We start from the raw sequence: 23,535 nt of genomic DNA on the forward strand, positions 1-23,535 counted from the left end.
GTTCATAAGCGTTCATAAGCTCCCCAAAAAGCACAAAGTGCTCATCATCGGCTTCCTATCTGCGATGGTCGGAATTGCCCTGATCCCTTCTGAAAAAGCAACCGCTTCTAAAGATAATGACGAAAAAGCCTTAGAAGTTGGAAAACGTTATGAGTTACCGGTAAAAATATCTGAAAAAACAGAGCAACTTACTGAATTAGATGCAGCACCAGCCGTCGCACCTGAATCTGTATCTCAACAGCCTGAATTTGAATTTAAAGATCACAAAGTAAAGAGTGGTGACAGTCTCGCTGTTATTTTTAAACGTGCTGGTTATTCGGCTCAAACGTTACATAATCTGGTCAATACCAACGCCGAAACTCGAAAGCTGACTAAAATACACCCAGGTGAAGTGCTTAGCTTTGCCAGTAATGAAAGTGGTGAATTAGCTCAATTAAAATACATTTTATCTAAAACTGATACCTTGCTGGTTACGCTAAACGGCGAAGGTAGCTACGAAACAAAAATCGAAAGCAAAGAAATTGAAACACGCGAAAAATCAGCGGGTGGTAAAATCAATTCTAGTTTTTGGAGCGCGGGTATCTCAGCGGGGCTTAGCGAACGCCAGATAATGAACTTCGCTGATATTTTTGGTTGGGATGTCGATTTTGCAAACGACATTCGTAAGGGCGATTCTTTCGCTCTGGTATTTGAAAAACACTATGTGGATGGTGAAGAGATCGGTAATGGTAAAATAATTGCCGCGGAGTTTATCAATCAGGGCGAACGCTACAGTGCTGTTCGCCATACTGATGACGAATTCTATACCGCTGAAGGGCGCAGCATGAAAAAAGCCTTCTTAAGAGCGCCTGTAAACTTCAAGTACATTAGCTCGAGCTTCAATCCTCGCCGCCTCCACCCTGTAACAGGCAGAGTGTCTTCTCATAATGGCATAGACTACGCTGCACGTGTTGGTACACCGGTTGTCTCAGCGGGTAACGGTAAGGTACTAAAGTCTGGTTATAACAGACTCAATGGTAACTACGTATTCATTCAACACGGTAGTAAATACGTAACAAAATACCTCCACCTGAATAAGCGCGCAGTAAAAACAGGTCAGAAAGTAAAGCAAGGCCAAAAAATTGGTACTGTAGGCGCAACAGGACGAGTCACCGGACCACATTTGCATTATGAATTCTTGGTAAATGGTGTTCACCGTAATCCTAGGACTGTGAAATTACCAAAATCAGAGCCTCTCCCGCAAGTTGAGCTAGCTAAATTCAAGCCTGTAGCTGAAATGATGTTAGCCAAGCTTGAACGTAATCGAGAGCTCATGCTTGCAGCGACAAGCAAAGACTAGCTACAGCTTGTTCTCTAGCAGCTATTATATCTTGCTACAGTGTTTAAGTTGTTTGCAATAGACCAAAAAAGGTAGCTAAGGCTACCTTTTTAGTATGTAGGAAGCAGTTTTATTTTTGCGAAAACAAAGCCAGTGCACTATTGGTCATTGCCCGAACGCCTGTGGCAATGGCGATAGGATAGTCTGGAGCAAATTTACTAGAGTGCAAAGAAGGTAAAGGCTCACCACTTTTTTGCGCGGCATCGAATACCGCTTGATTCACACCGCCTAGCCAAAAAATGGTGATGGGTATATTCTCATCTGTACGGCCAAACAATCCAAAGTCCTCGCCTGCCATTACCGGCTGAGATAAATCGACATTTTCTGCACCAATTTCCTGCTTAATCGCCGCCGTCACAAATTTCGCTAATTCCGGGTTATTATACGTAGAAGGAATACTTTCGCTGTCATGTACAATCACCTCAGGTAACAATTCGTCAGTTAAACCAGCGCTGTGAGCCACACCAGCCGTAAGACGTTTTATTGCGGCTATTTGCTGGTTACGAACATCTGGATTATAAGAGCGTAATGTAAGCTGTAACTTAACTTCATTTGAAATGATATTATGTTTGGCACCACCGTGAATAGAACCTACTGTGATCACAGAAGGCTCTAAAGGAGATACTTCCCGTGAGGTAATGGTTTGCAAGCCCAGTACAATGCGAGAAGCTAACACAATAGGATCCACTGTTGTATGCGGATAGGCACCATGCCCTCCTTTTCCTTTAACAATAATGTCAACCGAGTCCACATTTGCTAATGCGTATCCTGGTGCAATGGCCACTTTGCCCGCGGCAAGACTGGCACTCACATGCAATGCTAAGATATGATCTGGAGTGACAAAATCATCATATAAGCCTGCTTTTAACATGGCTTTTGCTCCGCCTCCTACCTCTTCTGCGGGCTGAGCGACTAACATCAGCGTCCCTTGCCACTTATCTCTATTGAGCATGAGCTGCTGCGCTGTGCCTATCAAGCTTGTCATATGAATATCATGGCCACAGCCATGCATCACCCCAACCGTTTGACCCGCCTCATCTTTTACTTTTACTTTTGATGCGTATGCTTTTCCAGTCTCTTCAACTATTGGCAAAGCATCGGTGTCAGCTCGTATCATTACCGTTGGTCCTTCACCGTTTCTCAATAAACCAACAACCCCAAAACCACCGATATTTTCTGTCACGTCAAAGCCTAAGGCACGCATCTCTTTTGCAAGGCGGTGCGCTGTTTTTTCTTCTTTGTAAGACAGCTCTGGGTGTTGATGCAAATGCAAATATAAAGATTCAAGTCTCGGCATTGCCTCAGCAACCTGCTGTTTTAAGCTAGCATCAGCATGCCAAGACAGCGTCGTCATAAGACTCAAAGCCAGGGTGGATAAGCGCATAAAGTAAGCTCCATATTGTTTTTTTAAGGATGCGATTTTGCTGGGCAAAAATCAATCATATTTATCTTTCTCTCTTCCTATTTGGATAAGTTTTGCTACCTTTAAAGAGTAGACCATAGGAATCACCATGCCAGAGATAAATATTAATATCAATGAGTTAGAGCCAGGCATGTTTGTTGTCAACGTGACTAAACAGACAGGCTCTGTGGCAATCAAAACAAAAGGTTGGGTGAGAACCCAAACCAGCATTGATAAACTGCAAAGAAGTGGCGTTTTGGAAGTGTCTGTTGATCCCAGCAAACGACTAAGTGACCATACTCCTCATGACGAACCTGCACAAGATAACAGTATTATCACTCCTCAAGTATGCTCACATGATCCTTGGCATACAAAATGTAGCGTTGAAGCTGAAATGAAACAAGCTGTGAAATTGTATGACGAAGCCAAAGCGATACAAAGCAAAGCATTTGAAGATATCAGAGCAGGAAGGGCGATTGAAGTAGACGCCTTCAAAGCAACTGCCAATCACTTTTTCGATTCAGTGTTCCGTAATCAGGATGCCTTAGCGTGTATTGCTCGGATCAGGGAAAAAGATGCGTATCTGTTAGAGCACTCTATAAACGTTTCTATTTTGATGGCTATATTTTGTAAGCATTTGGGATACTCTCGTTCACAAACCGAAGAAATGACAACTGGTGCCCTTTTGCATGATATTGGCAAAATTGAAGTGCCAGATGAAATATTAAATAAGCCAGATAAGTTGAGTTTGGATGAATATCACATCATGAAATCTCACGCAAAGTACAGCTTTGACATCCTACTTAACGCAGGGCTTAGCAAAATCGCCTGCGAAATTGCAGGGTATCACCATGAACGCTTGGACGGCTCGGGATACCCATACGGTAAAGCCGCTGATGAATTGCCTCAACATGTTAGAATGGCAGCCATCATAGATGTGTATGATGCCTTGACAGCTGAACGAGTTTATAAGGAAGGAATGACCCCTATCCGCGCTTTTAAATTGATGCGAGAAGGATGCCCGCACCACTTTGACGAGGTTTTACTCAACCGTTTCATAGGTTGTGTCGGCGTGTACCCTGTTGGTACTTTAGTTAAGCTAACCAGTGGTAAAGTTGGGGTTATTGCTCAAAGTAACCCTAATGCTCCTTTAAAGCCTACTGTTAAGGTGTTCTATCATGCTAAGTACATGCATTACATCGAAGTACAGGATATCGACTTAAATGCCAAAAAAGTCAGTGATGAGTTAGAGTCGGCCGTCAAACCAGAAGAATTTAAACTTGATCTCATCAGGTTTTTTCGGCACTCAATGCTGCCTTAACGCTAAGGCAGCCAATCTTCCATTGCCTCCAAGCTAAACTCGATACCATCGAAATCAAAGCGAGTTTGCTCTGGGGTTATTTCCAAAACAGTCAACGCCCCCAAACTATCTCCCTCATAAAGCGGCCTGTTATTTATTTTAATCCACCTTTCTTGTACGTCAGTCGCATAAATATGCGCTTGATAACGAAGGCTTGGAATACTATTTTGCAATTGTGTGGGCAATAAGCTTATGGGGGTCACTGATGCAGATTCTTTGGTTGTCGACAGCACAGCAGCTTCATCCCGAAGCTCAGTCTCTTTGACAGCCTGTGCGAACGCTTTTTTGAGCTCTTCAGACACACCTGCTAAGTCAGCGCTTTGCGCCTTGGGCTCTGAGCCGAATACTCGATAACCTGCATATTCGCCTTCAGTTTGTATCTCACCTGGGGCGTCGTCTTGTCTGACTGTTTCAAGAGCTTTGGGTTGTACTATTTGCGGTGCAGCCGTTAGCGCATCTACAGGGACTAGTTGCTGCTGATATACCGGTTGGCCTTGATTATCAACGCCAATTTGCACTGACACCCACTGAAAATGCTTATCAGAAGTTATGCTTAGAGAAACTTGAGCAGGGGCTGGCGCGACCTCAGCCGAAGCTGCGTCTGCGACCACATCTAAAGCAGTCTCAGTACGATTAACTTGTATCGTATCACTGTCTTGTGCTTGCTCTGCTAACACTGGTTTATCTGACAACGTAGGCATATTGTTGGTTTGTGGCTGAGCGTTGCTAGAAGCAATATTCTCTGGCATGTTTGCACTATTGGTTGTCTGACCAACAAAGTAGCCCGCACCAAGTGACGCTAATGATAAAAGACTAAACCCAGCGTATGTGACAAGGCGCTTATACAACATCAGCTGCGCTCCTTGTTTTTGGTTTAAATAATCTTGCTCGACATCGCTGCCTTGTTGCGATTGCTTCATTGCGCTCGTTAAATAAGACATACTTCCCTCTATACCAATTTTGCCAAACCAAAACCTGCAACAAACAACATACCTAACCATGCTGTAAACAATAACGGGGCTCGGTTGGTTACTTTATCCGTTGATGGCACTAGGTTAGTTGGCAATGCTTCTTTTGCGGCTTGAATTGTAATTGCTTTGGTGACTTGAGTTTGTGAAGCGGAGTAAGCACCTAACAGGCACCTATCAGCTAATAAATTAATCAGCCTTGGGATCCCCGCTGTTACTTGGTGCATATAGGCAACCGCATCGTGGTGAAATAACGCCTGTTGACATCCTGCTTTTTGCAAGCGGTGCTGAATATAAGCAAACACTTGAGACTCGGTTAATGGCAGTAGATGATAACGAGCCGTGATCCGCTGTGCCAACTGCCTTAATTCATTACGTTGTAGTAACTGCTGCAATTCAGGCTGACCAACAAGTACAATCTGTAATAGCTTTTTGTGGTCAGTTTCTAGATTTGTTAATAACCTAAGCTGCTCGAGTACTTCTGGTGCAAGGTGCTGAGCTTCGTCGATAATCAGCATAGTATGACCACCGCTTTGATGGTTTTGTAGCAATCTGTGCTTGATGACATCTGTCAGTGACTTTAAGGTCGCATTATTTGCTTCATACTCAATATCAAGTTCATCACAAATAGTAGCCAGCAGTTCAAGTTCTGATAATGAAGGGTTCAAAATGAAAGCCACTTGCGTAGACTCAGGTAGCTGGGCAAGCATACTGCGGGTAACGGTCGTTTTGCCTGTTCCTACCTCCCCAGTTAACAGTACAAATCCACCGGCATCGCCCAACCCATAAGTTAAATGGGCAAGTGCTTCCTTGTGACGTTCGCTCAAAAATAAAAATTCAGGATTTGGTGCGATCGAGAAGGGTTTTTCTGTTAACCCAAAATAGCGTAAATACACGACTTGTCTCTTTATTGTTATGATGGTGTCTATAATGGCAAAATCCGATTCAAGATAAAACCTCGAATCACAGAAAATGGTGTATAACAAATGAAAACCTACCTTGTTGGTGGTGCGGTCAGAGATGAGTTGCTTGGTCGACCAATAAAAGAAAGAGATTACGTTGTTGTTGGTAGCACTATCGCTGAAATGAATAAGCTGGGATACCAACAAGTTGGGAGTGACTTTCCCGTATTCTTACACCCTGTCTCAAAAGATGAACATGCACTCGCACGAACCGAGCGAAAAAGTGGACAAGGTTACACTGGATTTATATGTGACTTTGGCCCGCAAACTACCTTGGAAGAAGACTTGCTCCGTCGTGACCTTACGGTCAATGCTATCGCAAAAGATACAGATGGTACGCTTATCGACCCATTTGGCGGCCAGCAAGATATCACAAACAGAGTTTTGCGCCATGTTAGTGCGGCATTTAGCGAAGATCCTTTACGAGTGCTACGTGTTGCTCGGTTTGCAGCTAGATATCAAGATTATGGCTTCACCATTGCTGATGAGACGTGGCAACTTATGAAGCGTATGGTAATAGAAGGCGAGTTACAGACCTTAACCAAAGAGCGGATTTGGCTAGAAATAGAAAAAACGTTAGATGACCGTGGGTTTGGCCACTTTTTATCCACCATTGCAACATTGGGGGCGTTAGCTAATGTTGCGCCTTATATACCAAAATGGAACAACTCGATACACGAGCAATATCAGGCAGCACTTACACAATTCAAGAGTGACAAAACACAAGATCAGTTGGCGCAATTTTGTCTTGCTCTGCACTTTTCAGGAACTAGCATTGCGCAATTAGCCGATGCAAAGTCGCTCAAAGTACCCAATAACTATATTGAAAGCACCAAAGAGCTACTCCTAAATCTCCCCAAAATCGAGAAAAAAAATAAAAAACCTGATGACTGGCTAGAAATTTTACAAAATTTAGATGCTTGGCGTAGACCGGAGAAACTAACACGCTTTTGTTATATTTGTAGCAAGGTAAGTGATAATTTACAGGCGCTTTGTGACAAACTTAGATTGAATTTTTTAGCAACTAGCAACATAGATGTGCAACAGATCATCCACGAAGGGTATCAGGGTAAAGAGATTCAAGCGCAGCTTAAACAGCGCCGTTTAAAAGCTATACAAAATTAGTATGTACACATCAAGAGATAGGCTAAGTTTTAGCCTATCTGAAAAAGTTCCGTCAAAAATGCCCTCCCAAAAACTGTTTGGCTATTTTTAAAACAGCACGAATTACACTTGAGTTACAAATCAGACTACAAAACCGAGTAAATTCCCCTCAAAAACTTGTACCTTTTTCATCAAATTTAAATAAATTGTTTTCAAAATAATAATGACATTTGTAAGCACACACTTACCGTAAAAAAAGCATTACACAAAGAAAGACCTTAACACAATGATTAATATAGCAAAAACCAAAATAGGAACACTAAAATCACAGATTAAACCTTTTATAAACACCTGACACATACACACAAACCCCATGTTTAACAAATATTTATGGTAAAAACGCAGCACCTATATTGTGACATTGCCTCTTTGCAAATGAGAAAGAGTGCAGCGTTCGCTATAAACAAAGTAAATAAGGGTCAAAATGTTGAAGAAGTTAAATCTAGTTACTGCTAGCATCCAAACGGCACTGGTTGCCGGTGCACTAAGCAGTTCAGTAGCTGTTGCTAACGAGCAAACAGAAGCTAAATCTGTTGAGCGTATTCAAGTTACAGGTTCTCGTATTAAGCGTGTAAACCTGACTTCCCCAACTCCAGTTACTGTGATCGGTGGCGTAGAGCTTGAAAACCAAGGTATTACTAACGTAAACGATCTGCTAGCTGAGATGCCTCAAGCAACTGTTGGCTTGTCACCAGAAAATACAACCAGCTATATCTACGCATCAGGCTTAAACACGACTGACTTACGTGGTTTAGGTTCAGAGCGTACCCTAGTGCTTGTTAACGGTCGCCGTTTTGTACCGGGTTCTGTTGGTGATACTGCGGTAGATTTAAACAACATCCCTACTTCAATCATCGAGCGTGTTGAAATTGCAACGGGTGGCGCAGCTGCAGTATACGGTGCAGATGCCGTTGCCGGTGTAGTAAACATTATTACTAAAAAATCATTTGATGGCCTGGAGATCGATGTATCAACAGTTAAGCCAGAACAAAGCGGTGGTGAAGAGTACTTTTTCTCAATTACTGGTGGTCAAGAGCTAGACAAACTATCGTTCATTACCTCATTAAACTATACCAAGAATGAAAGTTACGCGAAAATGGACCGTGACTTCTTCAAACGCGGCATGAGATCTATCTCTAACCCAGCAAATACTGGCGGTAGTGATGGCGTTCCTGCGGATATCCAGTTTAACCACCCAACCGCGTTAGGTTACTACTCAGAGCGTGGTGACTTCTTTGCATGGACTGGTACAAAGACGCGTGAAGCGTTTGAAAACAATCACTACACCTTCGATGCTGATGGCACAATGCGTCCATTCGATTACGGTCTAGGTCTGATTGATGATCCTAATCCTCTTATCTCTGAGCGCGCTGCAGGCCGTTATACGTTTGACGAAGCTAACCCAGGTGATGCTGTATTCAGACACGGTTATAAAGACTACTTCCGCACACCACTTGAGCGTGTAATTGGTACTCTATACGGTACTTACGAACTAAACGATGAGCATGCGCTTACGTTTGATGCAACTTACTCAAAAACTGAAGCAACGACAGAAAGTAGCCCTGCATTCTTCTCACACACTATTCGTCGTGACAGTGCATTTGTAAATGATGCTATGGGTAAGGTAATGGATGATGCTGGCCTTGATTCAGTCACACTTTACCAAGCCAACGAGCACTTGTGGGGTGATCGTGAATATAACCAAGAGCGTGAAGTATTCCGTTCGTCTATCGGTGCCGAAGGTATTATTAATGACGATTGGGGCTATAGCACGTACTTCCAGTTTGGTCGTATTGAGCAAGATACTTTATGGACTGGTGAAGTTTACAAAAATAACCTTGCTTACGCGATTGACTCTGTAGTAGATAGCTCAGGCCAAGTTGTATGTGCACTTCGCGATGCTGATGGCAACGTAACAGGCGCACGTGAAGGCTGTGTACCATTCAACCCAATGGGCGCAACAGGTACCACTCAGGCACAACTTGATTACATTTCAACAACAGCCACACGTTTTGCAAGACATGACCAAGCAGTATTTGGCGCAACGGTTGATGGTGTATTATTCGAGCTTCCAGCAGGTTACGTAAGCGCGGCATTCACAGCAGAACACCGTCGTGAAGTTGCAAAGATCCGTCCATCTGAAAACATGGAAAAGGGCTTAATCAAAGGTAACTCTAGCCTACCAATGGATGGCGAAATTGAAGTGAAAGAATTCTCTGCAGAGATCTCCGTACCACTTCTTATGGATGAATTCCTTGCAACTGACCTAACTCTTGAAGGTGCATACCGTTACATGGATTACTCTGTAACAGGTGGCGATGATGCTTGGAAACTAGCATTAAACTGGGGGGTAACAGACGAACTTCGTATTCGCCTTAACCGTTCTAAATCAGTGCGTGCACCAAACTTAGGTGACCTATACACGCCAAACTCTAAAACATTTAGTTCAGGCCGTGCGGACGTCTGTCGCGCAGACTCAATTGCTGAACTTAGCAGCGATTACAAGTACAGAGATAACATCATCAATAACTGTCAAGCGGCTGGCCTAGCAGCAGGCTGGATGCCTTCAGATGAATGGTTATCTGGCGGCAGCCTACCTGGCTACATACAGGGTAATACTGACCTTGACAATGAAGTATCAAATGACTACACAGTTGGTGTAATTTACACACCAGAGTTCGTTGATGGTTTAGATCTCACGGTTGATTACTGGTCATTTGAAATTGACGGTGCAATTGAATACTTTGGGCGTAACAGCGTTAAGCTATGTTACGAAGCATCTTCTTTAGACAATCCTTTCTGTGGTAACTTTGTGCGTAACAAAGAGACAGGTGAAATCGAAAACTACTATGCGCGTCCAATTAACGCCGCTCAGATCACGAAAAAAGGCATGGACTTTGAATCTGCATACAAGTTTGACGCACTTAACGGAGAGTTCGCCCTTAAGTTAACTGCAACTTACTTAATTGAAGATAATCAGAACTCAACTGGCCGTGAAGAAGACTTCCGCAATTATATGGGTGAAACTGATGATGCACCACGTTGGAAAGGTCGTTTTAGCGCACTATACAGCCATGATGATTCAGCGTATGTAGTTACAGTTAACTACCGTCACAGCACAGTTGATGACAACGAGTGGACGCCAGAAGATAACAACTTCAATGACGTTTCATCATATACAACTGTAGACTTTATGTATAAAACTTACCTACTTGAAGCGCTGCAACTACGTGTTGGTGTAAATAACGTATTCGATAGAGAGCCACCACGTACTCCTGAAACGTACGATAACGGTGAATTCTTTGATGTGAAAGGCCGTCGTCTATCACTGGGTATGAAATATAACTTCTAATCAGTCGTTATTTATACTGTAAAAGCCTCCAACTGGAGGCTTTTGTCTTTTATCGTATTTTCAAGCGATTTAAACAAACTTGAGTATTCACCTCTCCCCGCTTATGATTTAATACTCCTAACAAATTTTCTGACGATAACATTGTGTGGCAGGGCAGCTAAGTATCCATGAAAACAAGCAAGTTAAGTATTCGACTCCTTTGGTATATCACCCCGTTGGTGATCTTACCCTTGCTATTTCTTGGTGGATTCACTCTCACAAACGTCACCAGTTCAACGCAACAACAAGCAAAGCTTATTGTTAGTCGCTTCGTCGAGCAACAACAACAAAAGATGTTCAATTATATTGAGATCTATCAATCTACAACCAAGCTGCTTTCAACCTCTCCTGTACTCAGCGACTTTTTAAATTCAAGCCACCTTGAAAGGATGGAAAAAACCAAACGCTTGGGGGCATTGATGGATGTTTTTGCCAGTTACAGTGAAGCGTATCCCGATATCATCAGCATAAACTTGTTGGCTCCCAGCGGTCAAAGTGCCGCGTTTTATTCTAGCAACTTGGGGGAAGCGCCTCATGCTTATCCTTTCGCAAAACAAATCTTACAAAGCAACTTGCGCCAGCATCAATTTATGGTGGCCTCAAGCGCTGGTACCCAACTGTACTTTGTCCAACAAGTTTATGGTGTTGACTACGAGTTAAAACAGCCGCGGCAACAAGGTTATATTGTTGTTCAAGTTTCTCCCACTTTACTCAGCACCAGTATTCTTGAAGCGCCGTATGATAATACCTTAAACTTACTAGTCGGTATTGACGGTGAAATATTATTTAGCTCCGACACCCACCTTATTGGTAGCTATTTAAGCGCAACGGAAATAAATGAAATCAGCAATATCGCAGATTTAGGTCGGCTAGACTCGATGCAAATCAGCAGCATCGATAACTCTGAACGAATGACTTATAGCGCTCAGCTAAGTGGCGGCTACTTTTATATCTCTACGATCCCCAAATCTTTACTGTACCGTTCTGGCAAAACGATTAGCCTTATCACTGCACTTATCGTCATCTTATCCGTTGTCACTTTACCAATATTAATTTTTATCGTTGTACGCAACTTACTCCTCAACCCTATTGAATTACTTGGTGAAGCCAGTCACCGAGTTGGTGATGGTGATTTAATGGTCGCGCTGCCAGAACACAACTCTGATGAAGTAGGTATTTTGTTTAAAGACTTCAATCACATGATTTATCAGATCCGTACCTTTCAGCGCGAATTAGAAGACTACAAAGAACATCTAGAGGAAAAAGTTGAGAACCGTACCAAGGAGCTAGAAAAAACAAACAGCAAACTTGAAGCTGCCATTATTGAAGCCGAGCAAGCTAATCAGCTAAAAAGCCGATTTTTAGCTAATATGAGTCATGAAATACGCACGCCATTGACCGCCATCATGGGATTTACCGAGCAACTCATACAACACCCGGACTCTCCTACAGCAAAGCAGCATCTCAACACCATATTAAGAAACTCCAAACACTTACTAGAGCTAATTAATAACATTTTAGACCTATCAAAAATAGAGGCTGAAAAACTGGATGTTGAGGAATCAGAAGTGCAACTGATGCCACTTATCAGTGATGTTGAATCTATTATTGAACCGATGACAAATGAAAAATTACTCAGCTTCTCAACAGAGTTTGCTCTGCCTCTTCCGGATAAGCTGTACACTGATATCACGCGCCTCAAACAAATTTTATTAAATATTGCCACTAATGCGGTAAAGTTTACGGAGTATGGTGGCGTGCATCTAAAAGTTGAGTTTGAGCCAACAGCAGAAAAGTTTATTTTCAGTATTAGAGATACCGGGATTGGCATGTCCCGTAGTGAACTAGAACGCGCTTTTAAGCCCTTTGAACAAGCAGATACCACCACAACCCGGCGCTTTGGTGGCACCGGTCTTGGGCTTTGTATCTCTAAAAACTTAGCGCAATTGCTCGGTGGTGATGTCCGTGTGCGTAGTCAACAAGGTAGTGGTAGCTTGTTTGCCATAGAAGTAGCCGGCAACTTTCATGGTAGAAGCTATGATTGGCTTGATGCGCTTGAACGCACTCAACCACAAGAGCTAGATAAGACCCAAGTGGCTGCGGTAAAAGAAATCGATGCAAAAGTCTTAGTTGCAGAGGATAACCCTGATAATCAAGAGTTAATTACCCTACTCCTGTCGAATTGGGGGATCATCCCTGATATCGCCAGTAATGGAGCTGAAGCGGTAGAAATGGCGCTTGTAGAGGACTACCAACTTATTTTAATGGACATGCAAATGCCTGTAATGGGAGGAGAAGAAGCTACACAGATGCTCCGACATGCCGCCTATGATGGCCCAATCATCGCCTTAACGGCTAACGTCATGAAGCATGATATTGATAATCACGTTGAGGCAGGGTGTGATGCTACCCTTGGTAAACCAATAGATAAAGATCAGCTAGGTAAATTATTAATCCAGTACCTAGAAATTCAAAATGATAAAGCCTCTTCTTGGGATGCGTTACTACAAACAGAAAAGTTTTTACAGATCAATCGTAACTATGTAGAAAAGCTCCCTGCACAGCTTACAGAGCTGCAAGCGCTCTACGATGAGCATGAATGGGAATCGTTAAGAGCCTTAGCTCATAGTATTAAGGGCAGTGCGGGCTGTTTTGGTTTTATGAATATTCATGAGGCGGCAGGAGAGCTTGAAAGCAGCCTAAAAAATGTTAAAAGCGGTGATCATCACTATTACTTGCTCAAGCTAACGGAAGCCATACGTTATACATTGCTAATGGATAAAGCCACCAGTAACGGTTAAAGGGTTAGCATTGGTAACGCCATTAATACAGCATCCTCACGACCATCTGTGCTTGGGTAGTAGTGCTTTCTCAACCCCATCTCAACAAAGCCAAAGTGTTGATATAGAGAAATCGCAGCAACATTCGATGCCCTCACCTCAAGAAAGATATTTTCGGCTTGTAATGCGTCAGCTCGCGCTAATAGCGCTTCCATCAATAATTTCGCATAACCACGACCTTGATGCTCGGGATGAATACAAATGTCCATTAAAGTGAGATCTGGTCCTGCTCGTTCAGCAATATAAAAACCAATCAATGTGCTCTCATTGGCAAGGCAAGCATTAAAGTAACGACCATGAAGACAAGACTGCATCGTCTTTTCAGTCCAAGGAAACGCGTGACAGGCGCGCTCAACCTGCATGATTTTCTCAAGCGGAAACTGTAATAACCCACCTTGCTCAATTTGCATTCTGTTGGTTCCAAATTAATTGCCACAATACACGCTTTTGTGCACTACTAAGCTGCGTGCTTGGCAGGCTCAGACACCCTTCAGTAAACTGAATATCTTCTCCCACAACCACTTCCACCGTAGCACCAACAGCAGTTTCAATATCTTGCAAAAGCCTTGCTGAGATTTTGAGCTGCTCTACACCTATAGAGGTATTTAGTTCAGACTGTTTAGCGTCTAAATGGGCAAATGCTGAATTTAACTTAAGTGGTACTATATCGAGAATATCTGCGTAAATTGGATTCATTGCTGTGCAGTTTACTTTTTAAATGGAGTTTACTTTGAAAGTGTACGAAGTGCAAAATAAGAAGTGGCAGGGGCGGCAGGACTCGAACCCGCAACCATCGGTTTTGGAGACCGCTGTTCTACCAATTGGAACTACGCCCCTGCAATGTCGACGCATTATAATGAGCTTTTTAAAAAGGTAAAGTGAAAAAACCACTTTTTTGGTTCAACTGCTTCTAAAATAAGCAAAAGGGCGAATATTTACTATATTCGCCCTTTCCTTTGGCTAAGTGTTAGCTCATTGTGGAAACATTATTCCCACTCGATTGTCGCTGGCGGCTTACCAGAAACATCGTAAACCACGCGAGAAATACCATCAATTTCGTTAATGATACGGTTTGAAACGTGGCCTAATAGCTCGTATGGTAAATGCGACCAACGTGCTGTCATAAAGTCGATAGTTTCAACACAACGTAGTGAGATCACCCAGTCGTATTTACGTGCATCACCCATCACGCCAACAGAGCGTACCGGTAGGAATACGGCGAATGCTTGAGACACTTTGTGATATAGATCTGCTTTATGTAGCTCTTCAATGAAGATAGCGTCAGCACGGCGCAGTAAGTCGCAGTATTCTTTCTTGATTTCGCCAAGTACACGAACACCAAGACCTGGACCTGGGAACGGGTGACGATAAAGCATGTCATACGGTAGACCAAGCTCTAGGCCAATCTTGCGAACTTCATCTTTAAATAGTTCACGCAGTGGCTCAACCAGACCAAGCTCCATATCTTCAGGTAACCCACCGACATTGTGGTGAGATTTGATCACATGCGCTTTACCTGTTTTAGATGCTGCCGATTCGATAACATCAGGGTAAATCGTACCTTGTGCTAACCATTTCGCGTTTACGCGCTGGCTGGCTTGCTCATCGAATACTTCAATAAAGGTGTGGCCAATTGCTTTACGTTTGTCTTCAGGGTCATTTAAACCGTTAAGCGCGTTAAGGAAACGCTCTTCAGCTTCGACCTTGATGATGTTCAGACCAAACTTATCACCGAACATATCCATTACTTGCTGGCCTTCATTCAAACGCAGTAGGCCATTATCAACAAATACACAGGTTAGCTTGTCGCCAATTGCACGGTGAATAAGCATCGCAACCACTGATGAATCAACACCACCAGATAGACCAAGGATAACTTCGTCATCCCCTACTTTCTCTTTGATACGCTCAATTGCATCTTCAATGATTTGCTCAGGAGTCCATAACTTTTCACAACCACAGATATCAATTGCAAAACGCTCAAGTAAACGCAGACCTTGCTGAGTATGTGTCACCTCAGGGTGGAACTGTACACCGTAAAAACGCTTTTCTTCCCAAGACATTGCCGCATGTGGGCAAGTATCCGTTCTCGCTGAAGTTTTGAATGTATCTGGGATTTTAGCAACCTTATCGCCGTGGCTCATCCACACGTCTAGATAACCTGCACCATCTTCGATATGATCCTCAATCGCTTCAAATAGCTTACAGTCACCCACTTTCTCTACTTTTGCGTAGCCGAATTCTTTTTTATCTGAGCTATGTACTTGACCACCAAGCTGCATTGCCATGGTCTGCATACCATAACAGATACCCAGTACTGGCACGCCCGCCTCGAATACGTAATCTGGTGCTTTCGGGCTACCTTCTAGTGTCGTTGACTCTGGGCCGCCTGAAAGAATGATACCTTGCGGGTTAAACTCACGGATCTGCTCTTCTGTCACATCCCAAGCCCACAGCTCACAGTAAACACCAATTTCACGTACACGACGTGCGATTAACTGAGTGTATTGTGAACCAAAGTCTAAGATCAAAATTCGGGAATCGTGGATATCTTTGCTCATTGATAATCTCGTTAGTTAGGAACTAAACAGGATAAAGCCGCATTGCGTCTCTATCAAAAGTAATAAGGGCTAGCAACTTGCTAGCCCAGAAACACGCCTTAAGGCTTAACCCATACGGTAGTTAGGTGCCTCTTTGGTGATCTGCACGTCATGTACGTGAGATTCACCCATACCCGCAGAAGTAACACGTACAAACTGCGGCTTAGTATTTAATTCAGTGATGGTTGCACAACCTGTTAGACCCATTGCACTGCGAATACCACCGATTTGCTGATGGATAATCGTTGCGATTGGTCCTTTATAAGCAACACGACCTTCGATACCTTCTGGTACCAGTTTGTCTGCTTCATTTGATTTTTGGAAGTAACGGTCAGAAGACCCTTCTTTTTGGTTCATCGCACCCAAGCTACCCATACCGCGGTAAGACTTGTAGTAACGGCCTTGGTATAGTTCAACTTCGCCAGGAGATTCTTCTGTACCCGCTAGCATTGAACCCACCATTACACATGCAGCACCAGCTACTAGCGCTTTTACGATGTCACCAGAGAAACGGATACCACCATCAGCAATAACAGGAATGTCACGGCCTTTTAAGCCTTCAACTGCATCAGAGATAGCAGTAATTTGCGGCACACCACAACCAGTCACAATGCGCGTGGTACAGATTGAGCCCGGACCAATACCCACTTTGACAGCGTCAGCACCAGCATCAGCAAGCGCTATTGCACCTTCCGCTGTTGCTACGTTACCTGCAACGATTTGTAGCTCAGGGTAAGCTTCACGGGTTGCTTTAACACGGTCAATTACACCTTGAGAATGGCCGTGAGAAGTATCGATTAGTAGTACATCAACACCCGCTTCAACCAAAGCTGCGATACGCTCGTCAGTACCAGCGCCAACACCTACCGCAGCACCCACGCGAAGACGACCTTGCTCATCTTTACACGCGTTTGGTTTCTCTTGTGCTTTTTGGTAGTCCTTAACAGTGATCATGCCTTTTAGTGCAAATGCGTCATCAACCACAAGGATCTTTTCGATACGGTGTTCGTGCATTAGACCAAGGATCTCTTCGCGAGATGCCCCTTCTTTTACCGTAACTAAGTCATCTTTTTTCGTCATGACCGTTGAAACCGCTTTTTCAAGTTTAGTTTCAAAACGCATATCACGACTCGTCACGATGCCTTCAAGTTGATTGTTGGCACCAACGACAGGGAAACCTGAGAATCCTTTATCCTGAGCAAGCTCCATTGCTTCTGCAATTGTAAGATCAGAAGTTACTGTCACAGGGAAAGAGATAATACCCGCTTCATACGTTTTTACTTTACGTACGTTACGAGCTTGCTCTTCGATAGTCATGTTTTTGTGGATAAAACCAATACCACCTTCTTGTGCCAGAGCGATCGCTAAGCGTGCTTCTGTCACCGTATCCATTGAAGCGGAAACAAGCGGTAGATTTAATTCAATCCCACGAGTCAAACGCGTTTTCAGGTTTGCTGTGTGAGGAAGAACAGTTGAATGAGCTGGTACTAAAAGTACGTCGTCAAAGGTAAGGGCTTCTTTTGCAATTCTTAGCATGTTCGCGGCTTCTCTCAAGTGAACTGAGTATAAGGAATTGCGTGCGAATTTTATCAGCGTTCCTTATGCGAGTAAATAAAATTTAGCAAAAAATATGATAAAGTAACTGTGAATTTTTTATGGAGGCCAACATGGGATACCCCAATAATAATAAAACCTATTCTGTATCAAGACTTAACAGAGAAATACGCTCACTCTTAGAGCAAGGTTTTGCCTCTGTACAACTCACCGGAGAAATTTCAAACTTTGTTGCTCCGGCCTCAGGGCATTGGTATTTTTCTCTGAAAGATGAAAAAGCACAGATAAAAGCGGCCATGTGGAGAGGGAATAATCGCTATTGTAACCACCGCCCAAGCAACGGTCAGCAAGTAGTCGTGCAAGCAAGAGTCTCCGTCTATGAGCCTCGAGGTGATTACCAATTAATTGTTGAACAGCTCGCGCCTGCTGGTGAAGGACTGTTAAAACAGCAGTTTGATGCACTTAAAATGCAGCTTGCTGCACAGGGACTATTTTCAGCCAGTCACAAAAAGCCACTACCCAATATTATCAATCGCGTAGGTGTCATCACCTCTGCCACGGGTGCGGCCATTAAAGATATTTTAACGGTACTAAAACGCAGAGCGCCACAATTACAAGTTGTCATCTACCCAGCACTTGTACAAGGCGAGGAAGCCAAGCAACAAATTTGCAAACAAATTGCGCAAGCCAATGCAAGGCGCGAAGTCGATGTCTTGATAGTTGGCCGTGGTGGTGGCTCATTGGAAGACTTGTGGAGCTTTAACGAGGAATCCGTCGCACAAGCTATTTTTACCAGTTCACTCCCCATAATCAGTGCGGTAGGCCATGAAATAGATACGACAATTAGCGACTATGTTGCGGATGTAAGGGCACCGACCCCATCTGCAGCAGCTGAACTGGTAAGCCCTGACTCAGAAGCGCTTAAGCAGCGTGCTCTACAATTACTACAATACTTACAGCAAGCCTTTGATCGCCGACTTGAGCAAGCATCACAGCGATTAGCAAACTTCGAAGCGCGACTACAATTGCAGCACCCCAAAAATCAGCTGATGCAGCAAGCACAGCGTATTGATGAATTAGAGCAGCGGTTGACCCGTGCGCAAAGTAACCTGCTGCGCCAAAAGCAATCCCAGTATCATTTACTCCAGCACCGTTTCGATAGGCTGCATCCGGAACAAAAAATTACTCACTACAAACAAGTGGTGGATTCGCTGAGTGACAAGCTTTATTCCGCTATGGAGCAAAAGCTTAACCTGCAAAGGCATCGACTTGCCGTTAGTAGCGCCAAGCTTGATAGCGTCAGCCCATTGGCCGTACTTGCTCGTGGTTACAGCATAGCTAAACAAGCTGATACGGTCATAAAATCAGTAAAAGATGTCGACCCAGATAAGCCAATTACCACTCAGTTGGCTGATGGTGAAGTGATATCGCTGGTAAAAAAAATTAAATAAGCAGAGCGCAAGATGGGGAAATAACTCCCCATTTTATCGTGTGATAACCTTACAACATTGCTGAGGTGATTGACTCATTTTCGAGCCGGTCTTCATCTTCAAGGAAATTCTGATTCATACTTTCAGCAGGACATGGGCAAGAAGGCTTGCCAACAACCTTAGCAGGAATACCCACCACTGTTGTATGTGGTGCTACCGGACTTAATACTACAGAGCCTGCGCCAATGCGGGCCCCCTCTCCCACTTCGATATTGCCAAGCACTTTGGCACCTGCACCAATCAGTACACCTGCACGGATTTTAGGGTGACGATCACCTTGTTCGTTCCCCGTTCCCCCTAAGGTTACAGATTGAAGAATAGACACATTATCTTCAATAACCGCAGTTTCACCAATAACTATACCAGTCGCATGGTCAAACATAATACCATGACCGACTTTACAAGCAGGATGGATGTCAACACCGAATACTTCAGAAGTTCTGCTTTGGATAAAACGAGCAAGTTCTTTTCTGTCTTGGCGCCAGAGGCAGTATGCAAGTCGATGTGCTTGGATTGCATGAAAACCTTTCAAATTTAAAATTACGTTGAGATAACTATCGGCAGCAGGGTCACGATCTTTAACTGCTTTTATGTCATGCGCAACATGAGTCAACATGGTATCGCAGTGTACAAATGCCTGATCGAACAACTCTCGGATAGTAAACGCAGATACGACGGCATCGGCAAGTTTATTTGCAACAATAAAACTTAACGCTGCGCCAAGACACTCATGGTTTAAAATACTCGAGTATACGTGGCTTGCCAGTAATGGCTCTCGCGCAACTAGCTCATTGGCTTCTTCGCGTAACTTGTTCCAGATCTCATGTCTCATGTAATGTACTTCCGATAATACTGATGCTTAATATAGTGTAACGCTTAGATTGATTCAGTGTCATGTATTATAAAAAATCAGGCTTCAAACACTTGGTTATATCTAATAACCAATATATTAAAATACGGTTTAGATATACCAAGTAGACCATAGATTCTTACAATTTAGTACTGTCGAGCTAGACAGTTCTTCGTATAATACGCCCCATTGCATACTACCAACGCAGGATCGAGAATATGTCGATAAAGATCAAGACCACAGATAGCAACAAACCAAATGGCACAGGGCTTGCTCGACTTATCAAAGCAACCCATTGCTCAGTGAAAGGGATGAAAGCGGCGTACAAAGAAGAGTCTGCATTTAGACAAGAAACTTGGTTGCTAATAGTGAGTATTCCTTTATCCATTGTGCTAGCGCAAAGCATTGCTCAATGGGCACTGTTAGTCGGTAGTGTGCTGTTAATATTAGTGATTGAACTTATCAACTCAGCAATTGAAGCACTTACAGACAGAGTGAGTACCGAACATCACTTATTATCTGGTCGTGCAAAAGATATGGCTTCAGCTGCCGTGACACTAACATTACTAATTGCATTTCTAATTTGGGTAACCGCAGCGATAGAGTGGTTCAACACCATTACCTAAAATTGTCCGTGACTTTGACACAAAAAATGGCGGCTAAAAACTTAGCCGCCATTTTCATTACTCAGTGCACTGATTATTTAAACACTTTTTCTACATCTAGCGTTTTAATATTCTGACTTGGAATATTCAGTGGATACGTGGCAATTTCAGCATCTTCTGCCAACAGTGCTTCTGGCTTTTTCGTGTTATAGGTCATAGGTGATGACTGCTTATCACTTAAACGTTTTGCCATGTCTTTAGCGTCACCCGTGATAAATACATAGTGAATATTATCGGTCTGCAAATTCTCTTTGATAACACGGTTGATGTCATCAACAGATAGAGACTGCAACTGCTCAGTCACATACTTCACAAATTCATCGGTATTGTAAAATTGACTATCTAACGCATAGCCTAGCTGTCTATCTTGGCTCRCCACCATTTGCGGCACAAAGTTAATTAAGAAGTTACGTGTCGCCTCAAAATCGGCTTTGCTCATCCCTTCTTTGATCAGCTTATCTAGCTCAAATAAGGCAGTACGTGTTGCAAAGTGTGCGTCATTATTAGAGCGCAGTGGGCGTAACCATACTTGGAAGATCTGCTCACTACGGCCTAAGTTTGCGTCTGGCTTGGTTTGGAACATCCCGCGAGGGAAGTATTCAATATACGCATAATCGCCATAGTTCATGCCACGAACTTGACGAATGCGTTGGTACAAGTGGCTGTTAGCACTGCGGTGCTCACCAAAGTATGAGCGCACCAACCAAAGTGCAGCCCAGTCTTTGTTACTACGAGTAGTGTCAATTGGGAAACCAAAAGAGACTGCTGTCGACTTGGCATTTTTCTCTACAATCGTCGCATGACGCCCTAACAATGTTGGCGCATCAGGCACTTGTAAACGTGCTTCTTGGCCTTTTGGCAGTGTTGCAAGATCACTAAACATCTCTTCTTTTAGCTGTTTATCAAGCGCACCTGTAATACCCACGTTAAGTTTTGCTTGGGTAAACTGCTGAGCATAAAACGCTTTCACATCATCCAATGTAATCGCTTCTAGGTCAGATAAATCACCAAAATTGTAGCTTTCGTATGGGTGACCTTGATACAACTCATGATATAGCACTTCTTTACCTAACTCTTCGTCATTCGACGCTTTTAGGCCAGCTTTGATGCTATCAATAAGCTCTTTTTTCAGTCGATTAAAGTCGTCCTCTCTAAAACCTGGTGCCAGCAACTGCTGACTCACAATGCCATACCACTGCTCTGCATTGTCTTTGTGAATACGGCCTCGTAGAGAAATCATTTCTTTATCAATTTGATAGCCAAAACTACCCGCAATTGGATAAAGCGCTTTTTGAATCTCTTTGTAAGATTGTGATTCACTACCACCTTTGGCTATCATTGCAGCCGTCAACGCAGCAAGCCCTTTTTTGCCTTCAGGATCAGCGGCAGCACCGGTATAAAACAGGAAGTTTACATCCACCAGTGGAGAGTTATTGGTTTTATCTAGTACATTAAAATGACGTGTTGCAGGCTTGTCCATTTTTGCAACTAACTTGTCTAGTTCGACTTCTTTATCAAAGCCTGATACGGACTCAAGCGCCGACATAGTCACCGTAGTACGGCTACTATCGACAAAGTATTTATTGGCAATATCACGTATATCTTTTGCAGTTACTTGGTCAGCTGTCGCATACAGCTCATTGATAACCTCAGGATCTCGCTCAAAATGCACATAACGTGCAAGTGTAGAAGCAATTGCTTGCGATGAGTCAAGGCCGTTAATAAAGCTATACTTTGAGTTAGATTTAAGCGCTGCCAGCTTATTTTCGTCGACTAATTCTGTGCGAGCTTTTGCATATGTGTTGTTAATCGCATCACGTACTGTCGCTAAATCTTTTTCGTTTTCCACTTTAACAAATACGTGCAAAAGCCCAGGATCTTTAGTCTCAGGGTTGTAGGTAAACATTTGACTTGCCAGCTGCTTGTCTACTACCAACTCTTGGTATAACTCAGAGTTACTAGAGAAATAAAGCTGCGAGATCAGATCAAGTGCTGCACGATCTTTTTTCTTTGGCTCCCATGCTGCACCTTTATAAGAAACTAGCAACCAGTGCCCTGGCAAGCCGTCATATTTCTCGTGCACATAACGTGCTTGCTCTTGCTTTGGCTCAACTGGAATATCTGCTTGGTAATCACCTCTTTTCCAATTGCCCCAATGCTTTTTCACCATCGCTATGGTTGCTTTAGGGTCAACATCGCCCACGATCACCAGTGATACATATTCAGGCTTATAGAAGCGCTCAAAGAATGTTTTACCATAGGCCATTTGATCAGGCATTGCCTCAATGTCTTCAAAAAAGCCCATCGTGGTATGCTTATAAGTATGTTTGTCGAATGCTTCTTTTCTTACCGCAGAAAGTAACTTACGCACAGGACTTGCATTGTTTTTAAGGTACTCTCCTTTGACAGTGAGCGCCTCGGTACGGAACTGCTCCTCACTGTACGTCAGGTTTTGGAAAATATCGGCTTCGATTTCCAATACTTTATCTAAGTGCTGTTTAGAGAAGTTTAAATGATAGTTAGTAAAGTCATTGGTTGTATAAGCGCGATTATCGACACCTGAATTTTTCAAAATATCTGAGTACACATCTTGAGGATATTTTTCTGAGCCTTTAAACATCATGTGCTCAAAGAAATGAGCAAAGCCTGTTTTGCCGGCTTCAACTTCATTGCGTGAGCCAACTGATACTGGAATTTGTAGTGATACGACATCAGGGTAATTGGTTTTTACTACCATAACACGAAGGCCATTTTCTAACTCTTCGAGTACGTAATCTTGGGCAAATACTTTATTTGACTGAGCGGCTTGAGCACCAGCAGCTGCATTCTGTGTACTATCGGCATTAGTCATTGCACAACCACTAAGCGCTAGGCTCACGGCAAAACTAGTTGCTAGTAATTTGAATTTCAT

The 23,535-nt window shown here is 43.3% G+C and carries 16 protein-coding genes and 1 tRNA gene; 7 read left to right on the forward strand and 10 right to left on the reverse strand.

Annotated elements, in window-relative coordinates; translation table 11 throughout:
* Nucleotides 1-4 precede the first annotated feature (4 nt).
* Entirely contained in the window at nt 5-1,339 is a 1,335-nt protein-coding gene (locus EAG18_RS15235) for a peptidoglycan DD-metalloendopeptidase family protein (RefSeq protein ID WP_125253342.1), read from the forward strand.
* Nucleotides 1,340-1,448: 109 nt separating this feature from the next.
* Here EAG18_RS15235 and EAG18_RS15240 read toward each other — a convergent pair whose 3' ends face one another.
* Nucleotides 1,449-2,762: an amidohydrolase gene (locus EAG18_RS15240; RefSeq protein ID WP_125253239.1), complete on the reverse strand. Its 1,314-nt coding sequence runs from the start codon at nt 2,760-2,762 to the stop codon at nt 1,449-1,451.
* Between the two features lie 127 nt (nt 2,763-2,889).
* On the opposite strand from EAG18_RS15240, the gene EAG18_RS15245 reads away from it, so the two are divergent.
* Entirely contained in the window at nt 2,890-4,101 is a 1,212-nt protein-coding gene (locus EAG18_RS15245) for an HD-GYP domain-containing protein (RefSeq protein WP_125253240.1), read from the forward strand.
* Between the two features lie 2 nt (nt 4,102-4,103).
* Here EAG18_RS15245 and EAG18_RS15250 read toward each other — a convergent pair whose 3' ends face one another.
* Together EAG18_RS15250 and EAG18_RS15255 are read right to left on the reverse strand one after the other, a co-directional pair.
* The gene (locus tag EAG18_RS15250; RefSeq protein ID WP_125253241.1) at nt 4,104-5,081 is read right to left on the reverse strand and encodes a general secretion pathway protein GspB; all 978 of its coding nucleotides are present in this window, start codon (nt 5,079-5,081) and stop codon (nt 4,104-4,106) included.
* Between the two features lie 8 nt (nt 5,082-5,089).
* On the reverse strand, nt 5,090-6,004 hold the full coding sequence (locus tag EAG18_RS15255) for an AAA family ATPase (protein WP_125253242.1): 915 nt from the start codon (nt 6,002-6,004) through the stop codon (nt 5,090-5,092).
* Nucleotides 6,005-6,094: 90 nt separating this feature from the next.
* Here EAG18_RS15255 and EAG18_RS15260 point away from each other — a divergent pair, with 90 nt between their 5' ends.
* From EAG18_RS15260 to EAG18_RS15270, 3 genes are all read left to right on the forward strand, one after another.
* Nucleotides 6,095-7,195 carry a tRNA nucleotidyltransferase gene (locus tag EAG18_RS15260; RefSeq protein WP_125253243.1) on the forward strand — a complete coding sequence of 367 codons (1,101 nt, stop codon included), beginning with the start codon at nt 6,095-6,097 and terminating at the stop codon, nt 7,193-7,195.
* Nucleotides 7,196-7,658: 463 nt separating this feature from the next.
* Nucleotides 7,659-10,586 (forward strand): TonB-dependent receptor, encoded by a 2,928-nt coding sequence (locus EAG18_RS15265; protein ID WP_125253244.1) that lies wholly within the window; start codon nt 7,659-7,661, stop codon nt 10,584-10,586.
* 167 nt (nt 10,587-10,753) lie between these two features.
* Nucleotides 10,754-13,426, forward strand: a complete 2,673-nt coding sequence (locus tag EAG18_RS15270; RefSeq protein ID WP_125253245.1) for an ATP-binding protein — start codon at nt 10,754-10,756, stop codon at nt 13,424-13,426.
* On the opposite strand, the gene rimI is transcribed toward EAG18_RS15270, so the two are convergent.
* From rimI to guaB, 5 genes are all read right to left on the reverse strand, one after another.
* Complete coding sequence (rimI, locus tag EAG18_RS15275) at nt 13,423-13,875, reverse strand: ribosomal protein S18-alanine N-acetyltransferase (RefSeq protein WP_125253246.1); 453 nt, start codon at nt 13,873-13,875, stop codon at nt 13,423-13,425. The two genes, EAG18_RS15270 and rimI, sit on opposite strands and share 4 nt — an antisense overlap.
* Nucleotides 13,865-14,161 (reverse strand): hypothetical protein, encoded by a 297-nt coding sequence (locus EAG18_RS15280; protein ID WP_125253247.1) that lies wholly within the window; start codon nt 14,159-14,161, stop codon nt 13,865-13,867. The genes rimI and EAG18_RS15280 overlap by 11 nt, the downstream gene beginning before the upstream one ends.
* Nucleotides 14,162-14,225: 64 nt before the next feature.
* A tRNA-Trp gene (locus EAG18_RS15285) sits at nt 14,226-14,302 on the reverse strand.
* 149 nt (nt 14,303-14,451) lie between these two features.
* Entirely contained in the window at nt 14,452-16,026 is a 1,575-nt protein-coding gene (gene guaA / locus EAG18_RS15290; RefSeq protein ID WP_088529796.1) for a glutamine-hydrolyzing GMP synthase, read from the reverse strand.
* A 105-nt stretch (nt 16,027-16,131) separates the two neighbouring features.
* Complete coding sequence (gene guaB / locus EAG18_RS15295; RefSeq protein ID WP_125253248.1) at nt 16,132-17,601, reverse strand: IMP dehydrogenase; 1,470 nt, start codon at nt 17,599-17,601, stop codon at nt 16,132-16,134.
* 131 nt (nt 17,602-17,732) lie between these two features.
* Here guaB and xseA point away from each other — a divergent pair, with 131 nt between their 5' ends.
* The gene (gene xseA / locus EAG18_RS15300) at nt 17,733-19,070 is read left to right on the forward strand and encodes an exodeoxyribonuclease VII large subunit (protein WP_125253249.1); all 1,338 of its coding nucleotides are present in this window, start codon (nt 17,733-17,735) and stop codon (nt 19,068-19,070) included.
* A gap of 49 nt (nt 19,071-19,119) precedes the next feature.
* On the opposite strand, the gene cysE is transcribed toward xseA, so the two are convergent.
* A complete protein-coding gene (gene cysE, locus EAG18_RS15305; RefSeq protein ID WP_125253250.1) occupies nt 19,120-19,941 on the reverse strand; it encodes a serine O-acetyltransferase in 822 nt (273 codons plus the stop codon).
* Nucleotides 19,942-20,177: 236 nt separating this feature from the next.
* On the opposite strand from cysE, the gene EAG18_RS15310 reads away from it, so the two are divergent.
* On the forward strand, nt 20,178-20,585 hold the full coding sequence (locus EAG18_RS15310) for a diacylglycerol kinase (RefSeq protein WP_125253251.1): 408 nt from the start codon (nt 20,178-20,180) through the stop codon (nt 20,583-20,585).
* A gap of 73 nt (nt 20,586-20,658) precedes the next feature.
* Here the strand turns inward: EAG18_RS15310 and EAG18_RS15315 are convergent, their stop codons facing one another.
* Complete coding sequence (locus tag EAG18_RS15315; RefSeq protein WP_125253252.1) at nt 20,659-23,535, reverse strand: pitrilysin family protein; 2,877 nt, start codon at nt 23,533-23,535, stop codon at nt 20,659-20,661.

It is taken from the genome of Pseudoalteromonas sp. J010, from assembly GCF_003934235.1.
Classification (GTDB): domain Bacteria; phylum Pseudomonadota; class Gammaproteobacteria; order Enterobacterales; family Alteromonadaceae; genus Pseudoalteromonas; species Pseudoalteromonas peptidolytica.